The organism is Methylobacterium sp. PvR107 (assembly GCF_017833295.1).
Lineage (GTDB): Bacteria > Pseudomonadota > Alphaproteobacteria > Rhizobiales > Beijerinckiaceae > Methylobacterium.
Genome location: NZ_JAFIBW010000001.1, coordinates 3,820,405 through 3,836,293 on the forward strand (window position 1 = coordinate 3,820,405; position 15,889 = coordinate 3,836,293).

At 68.9% G+C, this 15,889-nt stretch carries 13 protein-coding genes; 6 read left to right on the forward strand and 7 right to left on the reverse strand.

Annotated features, from left to right (window positions below; genetic code table 11):
* Positions 1–322: 322 nt before the first annotated feature.
* Positions 323–1,720, reverse strand: a complete 1,398-nt coding sequence (locus tag JOE48_RS17950; RefSeq protein ID WP_210031835.1) for an L-serine ammonia-lyase — start codon at positions 1,718–1,720, stop codon at positions 323–325.
* Positions 1,721–2,110: 390 nt separating this feature from the next.
* Here JOE48_RS17950 and JOE48_RS30845 point away from each other — a divergent pair, with 390 nt between their 5' ends.
* Together JOE48_RS30845 and JOE48_RS17955 are read left to right on the forward strand one after the other, a co-directional pair.
* Complete coding sequence (locus tag JOE48_RS30845) at positions 2,111–2,239, forward strand: hypothetical protein (RefSeq protein ID WP_280921324.1); 129 nt, start codon at positions 2,111–2,113, stop codon at positions 2,237–2,239.
* Positions 2,240–2,449: 210 nt separating this feature from the next.
* A complete protein-coding gene (locus JOE48_RS17955; protein ID WP_210035874.1) occupies positions 2,450–3,001 on the forward strand; it encodes a phospholipase A2 family protein in 552 nt (183 codons plus the stop codon).
* A gap of 366 nt (positions 3,002–3,367) precedes the next feature.
* Here JOE48_RS17955 and JOE48_RS17960 read toward each other — a convergent pair whose 3' ends face one another.
* Both JOE48_RS17960 and JOE48_RS17965 read right to left on the reverse strand, forming a co-directional pair.
* A complete protein-coding gene (locus JOE48_RS17960; RefSeq protein ID WP_210031838.1) occupies positions 3,368–4,507 on the reverse strand; it encodes an HPP family protein in 1,140 nt (379 codons plus the stop codon).
* Positions 4,508–5,638: 1,131 nt separating this feature from the next.
* A complete protein-coding gene (locus tag JOE48_RS17965; RefSeq protein WP_210031840.1) occupies positions 5,639–5,872 on the reverse strand; it encodes a hypothetical protein in 234 nt (77 codons plus the stop codon).
* Between the two features lie 401 nt (positions 5,873–6,273).
* Here JOE48_RS17965 and JOE48_RS17970 point away from each other — a divergent pair, with 401 nt between their 5' ends.
* Positions 6,274–7,764 (forward strand): ATPase domain-containing protein, encoded by a 1,491-nt coding sequence (locus JOE48_RS17970; RefSeq protein ID WP_210031842.1) that lies wholly within the window; start codon positions 6,274–6,276, stop codon positions 7,762–7,764.
* Complete coding sequence (locus tag JOE48_RS17975; protein WP_210031844.1) at positions 7,764–8,804, forward strand: sensor histidine kinase; 1,041 nt, start codon at positions 7,764–7,766, stop codon at positions 8,802–8,804. Before JOE48_RS17970 ends, JOE48_RS17975 begins: the two co-directional genes overlap by 1 nt.
* A gap of 324 nt (positions 8,805–9,128) precedes the next feature.
* On the opposite strand, the gene JOE48_RS17980 is transcribed toward JOE48_RS17975, so the two are convergent.
* Positions 9,129–9,650 carry a cytochrome P460 family protein gene (locus tag JOE48_RS17980; protein ID WP_210031845.1) on the reverse strand — a complete coding sequence of 174 codons (522 nt, stop codon included), beginning with the start codon at positions 9,648–9,650 and terminating at the stop codon, positions 9,129–9,131.
* Positions 9,640–10,662, reverse strand: coding sequence for an alpha/beta fold hydrolase (locus JOE48_RS17985; protein ID WP_210031848.1), 1,023 nt, complete (start codon positions 10,660–10,662; stop codon positions 9,640–9,642). The genes JOE48_RS17980 and JOE48_RS17985 overlap by 11 nt, the downstream gene beginning before the upstream one ends.
* 152 nt (positions 10,663–10,814) lie before the next feature.
* On the opposite strand from JOE48_RS17985, the gene JOE48_RS17990 reads away from it, so the two are divergent.
* Both JOE48_RS17990 and JOE48_RS17995 read left to right on the forward strand, forming a co-directional pair.
* Positions 10,815–12,389 carry a winged helix-turn-helix domain-containing protein gene (locus tag JOE48_RS17990; RefSeq protein WP_210031849.1) on the forward strand — a complete coding sequence of 525 codons (1,575 nt, stop codon included), beginning with the start codon at positions 10,815–10,817 and terminating at the stop codon, positions 12,387–12,389.
* Positions 12,390–12,846: 457 nt separating this feature from the next.
* Entirely contained in the window at positions 12,847–13,833 is a 987-nt protein-coding gene (locus JOE48_RS17995) for a Bug family tripartite tricarboxylate transporter substrate binding protein (protein WP_210031851.1), read from the forward strand.
* A 34-nt stretch (positions 13,834–13,867) separates the two neighbouring features.
* Here the strand turns inward: JOE48_RS17995 and JOE48_RS18000 are convergent, their stop codons facing one another.
* Positions 13,868–15,424, reverse strand: coding sequence for a tripartite tricarboxylate transporter permease (locus tag JOE48_RS18000; RefSeq protein WP_210031853.1), 1,557 nt, complete (start codon positions 15,422–15,424; stop codon positions 13,868–13,870).
* The gene (locus JOE48_RS18005) at positions 15,424–15,846 is read right to left on the reverse strand and encodes a tripartite tricarboxylate transporter TctB family protein (RefSeq protein ID WP_210031855.1); all 423 of its coding nucleotides are present in this window, start codon (positions 15,844–15,846) and stop codon (positions 15,424–15,426) included. Before JOE48_RS18005 ends, JOE48_RS18000 begins: the two co-directional genes overlap by 1 nt.
* Between the last annotated feature and the right edge of the window lie 43 nt (positions 15,847–15,889).

Consider the following 15,889-nt stretch of genomic DNA (forward strand, 5'->3'; position numbering starts at 1 on the left):
ACCGGCAGCCTGCAAGCGGACGTTGCCGGCTTCTGCGGCGGGTCGTGAGCGGCCTCCTGAGAGCGGGTACCAAGCGTTCGATGACGACCCCGAGCTACGATCCTCAGTCGCGAACGGCGCAACCTCTCGCCGGGGTTCGAGCCTGGTCGGACCGCTCTCGGCCAGAGCCGGCCGGCCGCTTCGCCGCGCATCCCGGCCATTCGGGTGCCAGATGGAATATCAGGGCGGACGCAAATCGATGTAGCGGCATCGGGCCGAGGACGAGGGCGAGCGGGCCCCGACACCCCTCGGTCTCGCCCCGCCGCCGCCCGAGCGCCCTCCGTCAGCATTCCGGAAGATTGACCGCGAGGCCGCCGGTCGACGTCTCTTTGTACCGGACGCTCATATCGCGCCCCGTCTGCTTCATCGCCTCGATGCAATTGTCGAGCGGCATGATGTGGCTGCCGTCCCCGCGGAGCGCCAGCGACGCGGCGGCAACGGCCTTGATCGCCCCGAGGCCGTTGCGCTCGATACACGGCACCTGCACCAATCCGCGGATCGGGTCGCAGGTGAGGCCAAGGTGGTGCTCGAGGGCGATCTCGGCGGCGTTCTCGACCTGCTCGTTGGTGCCGCCGAGCGCGGCGCAGAGTCCGGCGGCCGCCATCGCGGCGGCCGAGCCGACCTCACCCTGGCAGCCGACCTCGGCACCGGAGATCGAGGCGTTGGTCTTGATCAGGCCGCCGATCGCCGCAGCCGTCAGCAGGAAATCGCGGACACCGGCATGGTTCGCGCCGATGCAGTGGTCGCGATAATATCGAATGACCGCCGGGACGACTCCGGCGGCTCCGTTCGTCGGTGCGGTGACGACGCGGCCCCCGCCGGCATTCTCTTCGTTGATCGCCATCGCATAGACGGACAGCCAATCGTTCGCGACGTGCGGCTGGACCGTGTTGCTGCCCCGCTCGGAGAGCAGTGCCTGATGGATCCGGCGGGCCCGGCGGCGGACGTTCAAGCCGCCCGGCAGGGTGCCCTCGGTGGCGAGGCCGCGATCGATGCACGCATCCATGACCGCCCAGATCCGATCGAGGCCGGCATCGAGCTCCGCTTCCCCGCGGCCAACCGTCTCGTTGGCGCGCTTCATGGCCGCGATGCTGCACCGCGACGCCGCGCCCATCACGAGCATCTCGGCGGCGCTCCCGAACGGATAAGGACGCAGCACGGAGGCATCGACAGCCTTGATGTCGCCACCGGACAATTCCTCCGCGCTCAGGACGAAGCCGCCGCCGATCGAGTAGTAGGTTTCCGTGAGATACGGAGCGCCCTCGGCGTCGAAGGCGCGGAAGATCAAGCCGTTGGCGTGGCCCGGTAACGGCGGCCCGTAGTCGAAAACGATCCCGGTCTCGGCATCGAAGTGGATCCGGGGAAGGCCCGCGACGTCGATCCAACAGTTCGCGCGCAACGCGGCTTCGCGGCGCATGGCCTCGTCCGGATCGAGCGTGTCCGGGCGGAAGCCGAGCAGGCCGAGCACCACCGCCCGATCGGTCGCGTGTCCCTTTCCGGTAAAGGCGAGACTTCCGCGCAGGACAGCCTCGATCCGCAGCGGCCCAGATGCGTCAGATGCGCGGGCCCTGTGCGCGCGGAGCGCGTCGAGGAAGCGCGCGGAGGCGAGCATCGGTCCCATGGTGTGCGAGCTGGACGGACCGATGCCGATCTTGAAGATGTCGAAGATGCTCAGGAACATCGGGCCCTCCCATCCAGCCATCGCCCGGGGCTGCACACACTGATCAACGCGGATACATCCTCCTAGTGGAGCCGTCGCCTGGCGAGCCCCGCCTTCCGGAGTTCGCGGGGACGCCCGGCATGAATTGACCGGCATGAATTGACCGGCATGAATTGACCGGCATGAATTGACCAGCCTGGATCGATCGGCCTGGATCGATCAACCTGGCCCTTCGGAAAGCCGAAACCGTGCCACGGTCCACCCATCCGGCGCGGCCGGCTTCGCGTGGCGCACATCGCCGCGGGCAGCCCGATGCGGTTGCGTCCACCATCTCGCCGCGTTCACGGCGTACGCGATGACGGATTCCCCATCATCCGCCCTCCGACAACGGGGGCGGCACCGGTACCCAGCATGTTCAACACCGCACTGGCCGTCCTCGCCGTCCTGGCGGTCCTGCTCGCCCGGGCCGTCCTGAAGCTGATTTTTCTGCCGCTGCGCATCCTGCGCGGACTGGTGCGACGGCGTCCCAGGGCGGCCTGAGCCGCCCACGCCCCGCCTGCCCTCGCGGCGCGCCCCTCGACCGATGCGATCATCGATGCCGCCCCAGGGTGGATTGTGGGTTTCGGGATTGAGACCCGCGTCACAACCTCCAGGTGCGCCGCCCGGGAACGAAAGAGCCAAGCTTCGAGTTTAGGGAGCCGCCAATCGGGGGTACCCTTGAAACCATCCATCCTCGCACTGCTCGGGCTCATGCTCGTGGCCTGCCCGCACGCAACCCTGGCCCAGGGCGCAGGCGAGGTGCCCGCCACGTCGGTCGAGGCCGATGAACCCCGTCCCGGTCCGCCCCCGCCCTTGCCGGAACTCTCGGATCCGAACGGGCGGGCCGGCGAGGCCCTGAACGAGCCCGGCGAGCGCTCCAGGATCCCCAAGGCGCTGCGCTCCTCCGGCTCCAGGGCCGGCGGGCCGGCCAACGACCTGAACCCGGGGGGACGGCAAGAGGCGCCGGCGCCCCCGAAAGGCGACCTCGGCCGCGTCGTCGCCGGCCAGGAGCTGTTCCACGGGAATTACTGCGGCAAGGGTCAGCGCGGCGAGGGACTGCCCCCGACGGACGCCCTCGACACCGCCTGCATGCACCACGACGCCTGCTACGAAGCGGCCGGATACCATTCCTGCGCGTGCGACGCCTCGCTCAGGCGAGAGGCGTCCGCCGTCGCGGACGGGCCGGACGCCCCCTTGGAGGTCCGGCGCCGCGCCCTCAGCGTCGTGGAGGCGACCGCCGTCATGGAATGCCGCGCGCCCTAGCCGGGCTCCGCTTCGCAGGATCGCGTCCCGCGGCCGCCCAGCCGCGCGCGATTGGATCCTGGTGCGGCCGGCCGGATCGGGCCGGAGGCCGGCTTAGTGCGCCTTGGGCTTGCGCAGGAGATAGACCTGCCACGTCAGCATCATGCTCGAGGCCATCAGGATGGCGTTCAGCAGGGGGAGGAGCACCTCGTCTTGCATCGTCTCGATCCTGCGGCCGTCGCATTGCCCGGAAAGCAGGATCCCTGGCAACAACCGGGCCAAGGCCCGCGCGACGCCGTGACCTCTGATCCGCGCACAGCGTTCGGCAGGGACGATGTTCGCGGCGCCGATCGAGCGGCCGATACGGTCGGGCCGGGGCGGGCGCGCCTAAGCGGGGACCGGCTCGGAAGACGTGAAGGCCTTGGCCGAGATCAGACGCGCCAGGGTCGCGAGCAGGTCGGTCTGGGTGATGATCCCGAGGACGCGCCGATCGTCGTCCACGACGACCACCGCGTGGGTGCGCCCATCGGTCAGGGCGGACGCCAACGCGACGATCGGCGCGTCCGGCCGAGCCGTCCGCGCTTCGGACATCACCTGCGCGATGCCGACGTCTCCATGTAGCGTCAGCTCGCGCAGGCCGAGCGTGCCCGCAAGCCGGCCCGCGCCATCCACAACGGGCAACGTGCGGATGTTGTGCGCGATGAGGAGCTCCCGTGCCCGCTCCGCGCGTGCGTCCGTTCCGATGGTGACCACGTCGCGCGACATCACCTCACGGCAGGTGAGATCGCCCTGAATCCGCACCAGGGCGTGGTGTTCGACCTGTCGGAGAAGCCGGTCGAGGTCGGCGCGGTCGATGTCCAGGGTCTCGTGCAGCTCGATCAGGGCCGCGTCCACATCGTCCGACGTGAAGCCGACCCTGAGGGGCGGCGGCAGATCCGCCGTTCCATGCGTGTTGACCGACGCCGCCACCGGGACGTGCGGGTAGTTGCGGCGCGAGATCTTGTGGAACGCGATGCCGAGCGCAACCAGGATGATGGAGTTGAGGCAGACCGGAAACAGGGGGAACAGGAAGCCCGCGGAGGTGACCGCCGGGCCGCCGATCAGCGCCGTCAGGGCGGCAGCGCCGCCGGGCGGGTGAAGGCAGCGGGTGAGCGACATCGCCGCGATCGCCAGCGAGACCCCGACGCCGATGGCCATGACCGGATTGGGGATGAAGTGGGCGGCGAGCACGCCCATGAAGGCCGAGATCGTATTGCCGCCGATGATCGACCATGGCTGGGCCAGCGGGCTGGCAGGCACGGCGAACAGGAGCACGGCCGAGGCGCCCATCGGCGCCACGATGAGCGGGATGTGCGGTCCCTGGCCGAAGAACAGGCCGCAGATCAGGCCCGTGAGCGTGATGCCGGCGAGCGCGCCGAGGCAGGCGACGAGGCGCTCACGGAGGGTCGCGCCCGCCAGGATCGGCCTGAACAGCTGAAACCCCGCCGCCTTTCCGGATCGATGTTCCGGACGGCTCGTCTCCGTCATCCTTCGCATCCCTCGCTCACCAGCCGCCGCAGGACGTGCCCGTTCGACGCGCATACGCACCGCTTGCCTGTGCGGAGCTCTGGTATACCAGAAACCTGTTTACGAGCCGCGGCCGAAATTGCAATCTGTCGAGGCATTCTGCCTGCAGATCGGGCGATTTGGCGTCGAATCCGGGTGGCTGCTGGTGCGATTCTGATCGCCGCCGTGATTCGCCCGGCCGCTGCGGTGCCGGGCGGCCTCCGCTTGGCGGCCCGGTTCGCGGACGCGCAGCGCGCGAAGGTCCGGCGCCCGGACCATCACCATGGGAGTTCCGGGCTGCCGTGCTGCTGCACCTGACAGGTCTCGCTTACGACACCGCGTGCCTTGCGGATGCCGGACGATGGCCGCGACCGACGCCCTGTCCGATAACCGTGTTCCGGAAGGTCGCCGAAAGCCGGGCGGTTATGCAAGCCCGGGTTGCAACCGGGAACGGACCTTGAGCATTGGGACAGCATAGCCATTCGGCATCCCAAGGTTTTCCCATGTTGTTGATCTCGTCCCTCGTGGCGGGCACGTTCGTCCTCGCCACATCGTTCTCGCTCATCGCCGTCCTGACGGATTAGGCGCCCAGGACCGGGGCCACGCCCGGCCTCCGCGCCGGCGTCTGCCGTGAGATCCTGGAGGCCGAACGGGTCAGCATTCCGCACCGAGCTATGGTGTGAAAGCGCACCTCACGGGGAAATCCATCGCACTTATGCGCATTATGGAGCCTCGATGCGGTTGTGCGCTGCGTCGCAGGTGCATAGGTCGGGTGGGTGAGGCCGCGACGACGTCGCGGTTTCGCAGCCCTTCTCTAGGGCGTTTCCTCCCAAGACTTGGGGCCGCTCCTTCGGGAGTGGCCTTTTTTGTGCCGGCCACCGCAGAGCTGTGATGACGGCCGCACCCCCACCGACTATAAGTTTAGCTCCCCCTGCTGATGTGCCCGAGGTGTTCGCGACCCGCACGGTGCTGTTGCGGAGGGACGCGCGATGACAGGGGGGTGCGGACCAGTTCTCCGCGCCCTACCCGTGAGGCCTTGGCCGGGCGGTCGCGTGAGGGTCGGCGCATGCGGGGGAACTGGACACCGCGGGGCGCCGGCCCACGGCCTTCGAATTACCCCGTCCCGGCCGGCAGCGCGACATTCGACGCGACGGTGAAGCCCTCGCGATCGAAGACGTTGTAGAGGACGCAGGCGGGATCGAGCCCGAGCGCAGCGATATGCGCAACGGCCGCTTCCTTGGCCTCAGCCTGCGTACCGAACGGATCGGGCAGCTGGTACATCCGCGCCGCCTGCGCCTCGCCATCGATCTCCGTCGGTGGCGTTGTGATCTCGACCGTGTAGGGCATGACGCCTGACCGCCTGCGCTTAATGGAACACGCCGAAGAACCACAGGAGCAGGATGATCGGCAGGGGGATTCCAAGCAGCCAGAGCAATCCACCGCGCAGCATCACCGCCTCCACTTTCTCGACTGTTCTACCCAGGGTTGGGTAGCTGTGGATCGGAACGCACGAGGGCGTGAAAGCGATCCTCCCGTTCAGCGCCAAAGCTGGCGATCGCTCTCCGAAGCGGAAGAGCCGCTTTCGGCCGGCCCCTGTGGGACCTCACGATCCAACCCGGCGCCTCGGAGGTGTGGACAGGCGCCTCTCCGCTTCTGACAAGCCAAGGCATCGCGCCGTTCCCGCCCCGCGTGAGTTCGTGTACGAGCATGTGCCGTCGACTGACGACGGCCCGGAGCGTGGAGCGCCAGTGACCGAACACGATGCAGCGCCGGTCTCCACGGGACTGGTCGGTCTCGACCATATCCTGGAGGGTGGCTACGCGGCGCGCCGTTCGCATCTCATCGAAGGACGGCCCGGATCCGGCAAGACGACGCTGGCGATGCAGTTCCTGCTCGATGGCGCGAAGCACGGCGAGGGCTGCCTCTACATCACGCTCTCGGAGAGCCGGCGCGAGCTTCTGAACGTCGCGGAGCGTCACAGCTGGTCGCTCGACGGCATCGAGATCTGCGAACTCGTCGCGCCGGAACTCAGCCTGGATCCAAGCCTGCGGCAGACCCTCGTCCATACGTCCGATCTCGAACTCGGCGAGACGGTCCGCATGGCCATCGCCGAGATCGAGCGCGCCAAACCCACGCGCGTCGTGTTCGACAGCCTGTCCGAGATCCGGCTGCTCTCGCAAGGATCGTTGCGCTACCGCCGGCAGGTTCACGCCCTGCGAAGCTTCCTGCTCATCCAGAACATCACGGCGCTTCTTCTGGACGATATGACCGCCGAGGAAGACGACCTGAGCCTGCACAGTCTGAGTCACGCCGTGATCCGGCTGGAACAGCTCGCCCCCCTGTACGGTGGTGAGCGGCGGCGGCTGCGCGTGATCAAGATGCGCGGCACGCCGTTCCGTGGCGGGTACCACGATTACGTCATCCGGCGCGGCGGCTTGACCGTGTTCCCGCGGCTCGTGGCCGCCGAGCATGTCGGGCGGTATCCGGACGCCCAGTGCGGCACGGGAAGTGCCGAACTCGACGAGCTGCTCGGGGGCGGTCTCGACCGCGGGACGAGCACGATGCTGATCGGTCCGTCCGGGGTCGGCAAGTCGACTGTGGCGCTCACGAGCGTCACCGCGGCGATCGCCCGCGGCGAGAAGGCGCTGATCCTCAGCTTCGACGAGACGACGAGCGTGCTGCGGAGGCGGGCGACCGGCCTGTCCATGCCGATCGACGACCCGATCGCGTCCGGCGCTCTCCAGGTCGAGCAGATCGATCCCGCCGAGGTTTCGCCGGGCGAGCTCGCCGACATGGTACAGAACGCCGTCGAGCACCGCGGGGTCACCCTGGTGGTGATCGACTCCCTGACCGGCTATCACAACGCCATGCCGGAGGAGAATTACCTCCTTCTGCAGATGCACGAACTGCTGACCTACCTGAATCAACAGGGGGTCATCACGCTCCTGGTCCTGGCGCAGCACGGCATGATCGGGCCGATGAGCGCGAATGTCGATCTGACCTATCTCAGCGACACGATCCTGCTCTTTCGCACGTTCGAGGCCGAGGGGCGTCTGCGCCGTGCCATCTCCGTCGTGAAGAAGCGGACCGGCAGCCACGAGGATGCGATCCGCGAGTTGCGGATCGACTCGCACGGGATCCGCGTTGGCGAGCCGCTGAGCGCGTTCCGAGGGATCATGACCGGTGTCCCGACATTCGAAGGTGAGCGGTCGTCGCTGCTACACACCCGCGGCTCCTGATGGCCGAGGCTGAACCGCCGGTCCTCGTCCTCGCCCCGACGGGTCGCGATGCGCATGTGGCCGCGACCATCCTCGGCGAGGAGCGGATCGCTTCGCGGATCTGCGGCGACCTCACCGAGGTCGTGGCCGGCCTCAATACGGCGGCCTGCGCGGTCATCACCGAGGAGGCGCTGTTCTCCTCCAACCGGCAGGTCCTGGCGGACTGGATCAGCGCGCAGCCGCCGTGGTCGGACTTTCCGTTCATCCTGCTGACCCAGCGGGGCGCTGAACCCAAGGTCCAGCTCACGGACCTCCTGGGGAACGTCAGCGTGCTGGAGCGCCCGTTCCACCCGGCGACGCTGGTGATGGCGGCGCGCTCGGCCCATCGCGCCAGGCGCCGGCAACTTGAGGCCTGCGCCTATCTGGAGGAGCGCGAGCGCTCGGCGGAACGACAGACGCTCCTGATCCGCGAGCTGCATCATCGTGTGAAGAACACGCTGGCGACGGTTCAGGCCCTGCTGGGCGCGTCGTCCCGATCCGCGACCAGCGTCGAGGCGTTCTATACATCGTTCTCGGCGCGGGTGATCTCGCTCGCGAAGACGCACAACCTGCTCACCGAGGATTACTGGCAGCAGGCGCCGTTGAGCGACATGCTGATGAACGAACTCGGGCCCTACAACGACAGCGAAGGGTCCCGCATCGTTCTCGACGGCCCCAGGGTCGATCTGGTCGGCGATCTTGCGGTTCCGACCGGGATGGCCATCCACGAATTGACCACGAACGCGGCCAAGCACGGGGCGCTGTCCGTTCCGGAAGGCCGCATCCGGATCAGCTGGACGGTCGAGAAGACCCCGACCGATCAGGTGCTGTGCCTCGACTGGGTTGAGCGCGGCGGTCCGCCGACGGAGCCGCCGACCCGGAAAGGCTTCGGGTCGACGCTGCTCCAGCGCGTGCTGAAGGTGCAATGCCAGGCCGAGCTGGCCTTCGATTATCAGCCCGCCGGCCTGCACTTCTCGATGCGCGCGCCGTTGCCGGACCAACGCATCGTCCCCGCCTATTGAGGGCGTCCGGCCGGGGCATGGTCCCGCTCCATCAGGCCCGATTTGCAGGCGCCGGCCGTGCCGCACCGGCCGGGTCGCGCGAACCTTCCCGGACGACGGGCACCTGTGCCCCCGGCGCCGCCCGTGCGGAGAGAGCTGCCCGAGGATCGTCAGGGCGGCACCGATCTGCTCGGGCCGGATCCCGGCCAAGGGGCGGCGCTTGCACGGGGACCGGGCCGCGCCCGTCCGCCCCTGATGCCGGTCCTGCCGGGCGAGAGGCCTCAGGGGACGGCTGTACGCCACCCCGTGAGATCGGCCCGAAGCCGACGCACCCCTCGAATCCGCTCAAGGGGCGTACCGGGTGAAGACGTAATCATGGTTCCTGACGCGCGCCTCGTGGCAGGCGAAGCAGGTTTGATGCTGCGCCTCGTCCACCGGCTTGCCGTCGATGAACCGGCCGAAGCCCCAGCCGCCGGTCGCGGCGTAACGCTTGGCATCCTTGACCATGACCTGCACGGTCGTCGCCCGACCGGGCATTGTCGCCGACTCGAATTCCGCGGACGGCATCCGCTCCCAGGCCAGCTTCACCAGGACCGTGCCATCCGGGAACGGCAGCGTACCGGCCCGGTAGGCCGTCACGGCCAGATCGTTGCCGACGACGGCGCGCAACTCGTTCAGCGGCGCATCCTCGAGCGCCGGCGCGATCAGGCGCCAGTCGCGGTAGCCTTCGGGAACGGTGACGCCGTAGATCGGCGCGGCGTGCTTGCCGCTCCCATCCAACGCCCGGGCGGCCGCGACGACAAGGCCTGAGGCGGCGCAGGCCAGGAGAAGGGCGCTGGGCCCACGGAGGCGACGGTCAGAAGGCATCGACGTCCACCACGGCCTGCGCGAAGGCCTGGGGGGCCTCCTGGGGAAGGTTGTGCCCAATGCCGCCGCCGATCGTACGATGCGCGTAGTGCCCGGAGAACTGCTTGGCGTAGGCGCCGGGATCGGGGTGCGGTGCCCCGTTCGCATCCCCCTCCAGGGTGATCGTCGGCACGCCGATCTTCGGCATCTCCGCCAAGCGGGCTTCGAGGGGATCGTACCGCCGCTCGCCGTCGGCGAGACCCAGGCGCCAGCGGTAATTGTGGATGACGATGCTGACGTGATCCGGATTGTCGAGGGCCGCGGCGCTGCGCGCGAAGGCGGCGTCGTCGAACTGCCAGCGCGGCGAGGCCGTCCGCCAGATCAGCCGGGCGAACTCCGTCCGGTTGGCCTCGTAGCCCGCTCGGCCGCGGCTGGTCGCGAAGTAGAACTGGTACCACCAGGAAAGTTCGGCCTGCGGCGGCAGCGGCTTCTTGCCGGCATCCTGGTTGCCGATCAGGTACCCGCTGACCGACACCAGGGCCTTGCACCGCTCCGGCCAGAGGGCGGCGACGATGCAGGCGGTGCGGGCGCCCCAGTCGAAGCCGGCGAGAACGGCCTGACGGATGGCGAGCGCGTCCATCAGGGCGATGACGTCGACCGCGAGCGCCGCCTGCTGGCCGTTGCGCACGGCATCAGGCGCCAGGAAGCGCGTCGTGCCGTAACCGCGCAGGTAGGGGACGATCACCCGGTATCCCGCCGCAGCGAGCAACGGCACGACCTCCGCGAAGCTGTGGAGGTCGTAGGGCCAGCCGTGAAGCAGGATCGCCACCGGACCGGACGGATTGCCCGCCTCAAGATAGCCGACGCGCAGGAGGTCGGCATCGACCGCCTTCAGCGGCCCGAACGTGGCGCCTGCGCCCTGTCCCGTCTGCGCGCGTGCGGGATGCACGAGGCCGAGTTCGGCGGCCGCAATGGTGGCGGCCGCGCCGCCGAGAAGGCGGCGGCGGCTCCGGTTGATGGTCTCGGACGGCATGGGCGCATCCCGCTGCTGAGGTGTCGATGCGCGGGAGATTGCCCCAAATGGCCGCGCACCGCTTTCAGAACCCGTGCAGCGCACCTTCAGAACCTCTTGATTTTCGGTGCGGGACGGCCCTGCTGCACCGGCATCATCGCTGAGGCGGCCGCGTGATCTACCGGTTCTCGTCCTTCACCCTCGACACCGCCCGGCGCGAACTCAGGGCGGGGGGCAGCCTCGTCGCGCTCGAGCCGCAGGTCTTCGATGTCCTCGCGCACCTCGTCGCCGCCCGCGATCGGGTGGTCAGCCGCGACGATCTGCTGGAGGCGGTCTGGCACGGCCGCATCGTGTCGGAGGCGACGATCAGCAGCCGGCTGAACGCCGCGCGCGCCGCGATCGGCGACACGGGGCTCGACCAGCGCCTGATCCGCACGCTCCCGCGCAGGGGCGTCCGCTTCGTCGGCGACGTGGAGGAGGGGGACCACCCCATGAAGAAACCGGCAGCGGAGACCGGACCGGACGCCGGGCCGATCTGGCGCGCGGGACCGCGATTGCCGGCCTTGGCGGTCCTGCCCTTCACCAACATGAGCGGTGATCCGGAGCAGGACTACTTTGCGGACGGGATCTGCGAGGAGATCATCACGGCGCTCTCCCGCATGAGCGGCCTGTTCGTCATCGCCCGCAACTCCTCGTTCACCTACAAGGGCCGGGCGATCGACGTGCGCCGGGTCGGCGCGGAACTCGGCGTCGGCTACGTGCTCGAGGGCAGCGTTCGCCGCAGCCGCGACCGGCTGCGCATCGCAGGGCAGCTCGTCGATGCCGTCTCGGGAGCCCATCTGTGGTCGGACCGGTTCGACGGTGACCTGCAGGACGTCTTCGCCCTGCAGGAGCGGGTCGCCGAGAGCGTCGCTGCCGCGATCGAGCCGACCCTGCAGCAGGCCGAGATCACGCGTCTCGGGCGCACGGCGCCGTCCCGGCTCGACGCCTACGAGCGTCTGCTGCGGGCCAATGCGCACCTGTCCGAATTCACCGGTGCCGGCATGGCCGCGGCCCTGGCCTGCTTGGGCGAGGCACTGGAGGCCGAACCGGACTACGCCGCCGCGATGGCGGCGACCGCCTATTGCCGCGCGCAATGCCACTTCCAGGGCTGGGCCGAGCAGGACGACCACGCCCGCAGCGTCGCCGTCGCCCTCGCGTGGCGGGCGGTCGAGCGCGCGCCCGGCGACGCGCAGGTGCTGTGGATGGCCGCCTTCGCGATCTGGAACATGGCCGGGGCCGGGCGTGAACGCGCGCGCGATCTCTTCCGGCGCTCGCTGCTCCTCAACCCGAACTCCGCGATGGCGCTGACGCTCGCGGGCTGGATCGAGACGATGTGCGGCAACGGCGCCCAGGGTCGCGCCCTGGTGGCCCGCGCGCAGCGGCTCAACCCGCGCGATCCGCGCGGCTGGCTGATGTCCGGCGTGATGGCGGTGGCCGCGTTGATCGACGGGAACGACGCCGAGGCGATCGATTGGGCCGAGCGCGCCCTCGCGCAGAACCGCCGCTTCGCCGTGGCCCTGCGCGTCCTCGCGGTCGCCCATGTCAGGCTCGGGCGGCTGGACCGCGCCCGCGAGGCCGTCGCGGACATGCTCGCGATCGAGCCGCGATTGACGATCTCGGGCTTCCTCGCGCGCATTCCCTTTCCGCTCGAGCAGACGGCCAAGCTCTACGCCGAAGCCTTGGCGATCGCGGGCCTCCCGGCCTGATCGCCGGACGGGGCCGAGCCTCGACTCGGCGGATCGACCGATTCCGGCCGGCCGCCCCGCGTCCTCCGCGGTCGTTCAGCCGGATGTCCGAGAACCTGAATGGTGGGAATTCGCTCTTGCAGGCGTGGAATACGGCATCGTCGGACCTGTAGACTTCCGATCAGCTTACGGTGTCGCGGTCGTTGCAATGGTTCCGGACTGCGCCCGATACGATCCTCGGCGCGTGTCCCACGATGCCCTGTAGAGGGGTGCTCACGGCGGCCGGAGCGTGTGCGGCCCGGAGCCCTGCACCCCGCCGCAGCTTGAAAGCGCTCTCGGCCACCCGGATCAAACCCGATTTCAACTGGCGCGCGCCATATGAATTGGCGAACGCGTTCAGGTTGATGCCGTTGCAGTCCCGCGTAACGTACGAATCGTTGAGGGCCCACGCAAGAAGGGCCGCAGGGAGGACGCGGACATGCAGTCCAAGTGGTCGCGGAGATCAATACTGGCGGCTGGCGTCGGCGCCGGCGTGACCACGGCGCTGACGCCCCGGTCGGCGCGCGCGCAGTCCTACCCGACCCGCCCGATCCGCTTCGTCGTCGGCTACGCCCCGGGCGGCGCGACCGACGTGCTCGCCCGCCTCATCGCCGAACCGCTCGGCCGGCGCCTCGGCCAGCAGGTCCTCGTCGAGAACCGCCCCGGGGCGGGCAACAATATCGGCACCGACGTCGTCGTCCGCGCCGAGCCGGACGGCCACACGATCCTGCTCGCCAATCCGGCCAACGGCATCAACGACAGCCTGTACAAGAATCTGAGCTTCAAGTTTCAGCGCGACATCGCCCCGGTGGCGGGGATCATGCGATCGCCCAACATCATGGAGGTCAGCCCGAAGCTTCCGATCAAGACCGTGCAGGAGTTCATCGATTACTGTAAGGCCAACCCCGACAAGGTGAACATGGCCTCCAGCGGCATCGGCACGTCGCTGCACATGTCGGGCGAGCTGTTCAAGGCGATGACCGGCGCGCCGATGGTGCATGTACCCTACCGCGGCGCCGGTCCGGCGATCATCGACATGATCGCGGGCCATGCCGACGTGATCTTCGACAACCTGCCCTCGTCGATCGGCCATGTGCGCGGCGGGACCCTGCGCGCTCTCGCCGTGACGACGGCCGAGCGCTCGCCGGCCCTGCCCGACGTGCCGACGGTGGCCGAGACGGTGCCGGGCTACGAAGCGAGCGCGTGGTTCGGGATCGGCGCACCGCGGAAGACCCCGCCGGAGCTGATCGCGCGCCTCAACAAGGAGGTGAACGACATCCTGGCCGACCCGGCCATGGAGAAGAAGCTCACCGACCTCGGCGGGACGCCCCTGCGGGTCTCGCCCGACGCGTTCGGCTTGCTGATCGGCCAGGAGATCGAGAAGTGGCGCAAGGTCGTCGCGTTCTCCGGAGCGACGGTCGACTGACGGGGTCCCCGCCGGGGCTCGCCAGCGAGGCCGCCTAACCTCCGGGCGTCTTGATCATCGCGGCCGGCGCTGCCTCCTGGTCGCGGCTACCGGCCGGACCGGGCGAGGGACCCCTCGCGCGCAGCCGCAGGATTGCGGAGACGATCTGCACGCCGATCAGTACGGCGATGAACGCGAGAAGCGTCGCGCTGATCGGCTGCGTGACGAACACCTTGAAGCTGCCGCGGCCGAGCAGCAGGGCGCGGCGGAAATTCTCCTCCAGCATCGGGCCGAGGATGAAGCCCAGCATCAGCGGTGCCGGATCTAGGCTGAGGCGCATCAGGATGTAGCCGAGCAGGCCGAACGCCGCGGTGATCAGCACGTCGTCGAGGTTGTTGTTGACGCTGTAGGTTCCGACACAACAGAAGAACAGGATCGACGGGAAGAGGACGCTGTAGGGGATCTTGAAGATCGACAGCCAGAAGCGGACCAGGGGCACGTTGAGGATCAGGAGGAAGCAGTTCCCGATCCACATGCTGGCGACGAGGCCCCAGAACAGGTCCGGATGCTTGGCGATCATGTTGGGGCCGGGCTGGATACCCTTGATGATGAAGGCGGCCATCATCAACGCCATGACGGCGTTCTCGGGGATGCCGATGCTCATGAGCGGAATGAAGCTCGTCCGCGCGGCGGCCTCGTCGGCCGCGGCCTGCCCCGCGACGCCCTCGATCGACCCGGAGCCGATCTCGTGCCGGTACTTGCTGACCTTCTTGTCGATCGCGTAGGCGGCGAACTGCGCGATGGTGGGGCCGCCCCCCGGCAGGATCCCGAGGATCGAGCCGACCACGCTGCCGCGCAGCGCGCTCGGGATGATGCGCTTGAATTCCGGCCAGCTCGGCATCAGGCGGATCTTGCCGTTGAACGGCGTCCGCTCCTCGCGGGCGTCCAGATTCCGGCAGATCTCGGCGATGCCGAAGCAGCCGAGCGCGACGCTCACGACGCTGACGCCGTCGGCGAGCGGCGTCAGGCCGAGGGTGAAGCGCAGCGTTCCCGATTCGAGGTCGGTCCCGATCTGGCCGAGAAGCACGCCGAGCAGGCACATGGCGAGGCCGTTCAGCAGGTTGCCGGTCGTCACGAGGCTGACGCAGACGAACCCGAGCAGCATGAGCGCGAAGTAGTCGGCCGGCCCGAACAGGAAGGCGACCTGCCCGAGGAGCGGCGCCAGGAACGCCAGGACGACGATGGCGACCGTCCCGCCGATGAAGCTCGACAGGCCGGCGGTGAACAGCGCGAGACCGGTGCGCCCCTTCAGCGTCATCTGGTAGCCGTCGATGCAGGCGACGATGCTCGACGCGTGCGGGATCTTCATCGTGATCGCGCTGACGCTGTCGCCGTACTGGGCGCCGTAATAGATCCCCGCCAGCATGATCAGCGCGCCGTCGACCGGGATGGAATAGGTCAGGGGCAGCAGCAGGCTGATCGTCGCGAGCGGGCCCAGCCCGGGCAGCAGCCCGATCAGGGTGCCGATGACGCAGCCGATCGCGCAGTAGAGCAGGTTGCTCCAGGTGAGCGCGTGCTCGAACCCGAAGGCGAGGTTCGTGATCACATCCATCAGATCACCTGCAGGTTGAGGCCGAGCAGCTTCTGGAAGGCGAGCGCGACGGCGATGAGCGCGACCGAGATGGCCAGCACCCGCTTCCACGAGAACGACGTGGCCGCCAGGGACGACACGATGACGAGGAGCACGATGCCGAGCACGATGCTGGCGACCTTGGCGGCCACCACGAAGGCCACGAGGCCGAGCAGGATGATGCCGATGTTCCGCCACGCGAAGTGGATGGGCTTGGCCGGCTCGAACCGGGCCTTGACCAGGGTGATGAGGCCGAGGAGCAGCAGCAGGGCGCTGACCAGCAGCGGGAACAGGCCCGCGCCGGCATGGGCGAAGCTGCCGATCGGGTAGCGCAGGGCCGTCACCCCGAAGCAGAGGGCGATCGCGCTGAGGACCGCACCGCGGACGGCATTCTGGTTGGCCATGTCGGTGCTCCGGACGGGACGGCGGTGCTGGCGCCGAAAATGT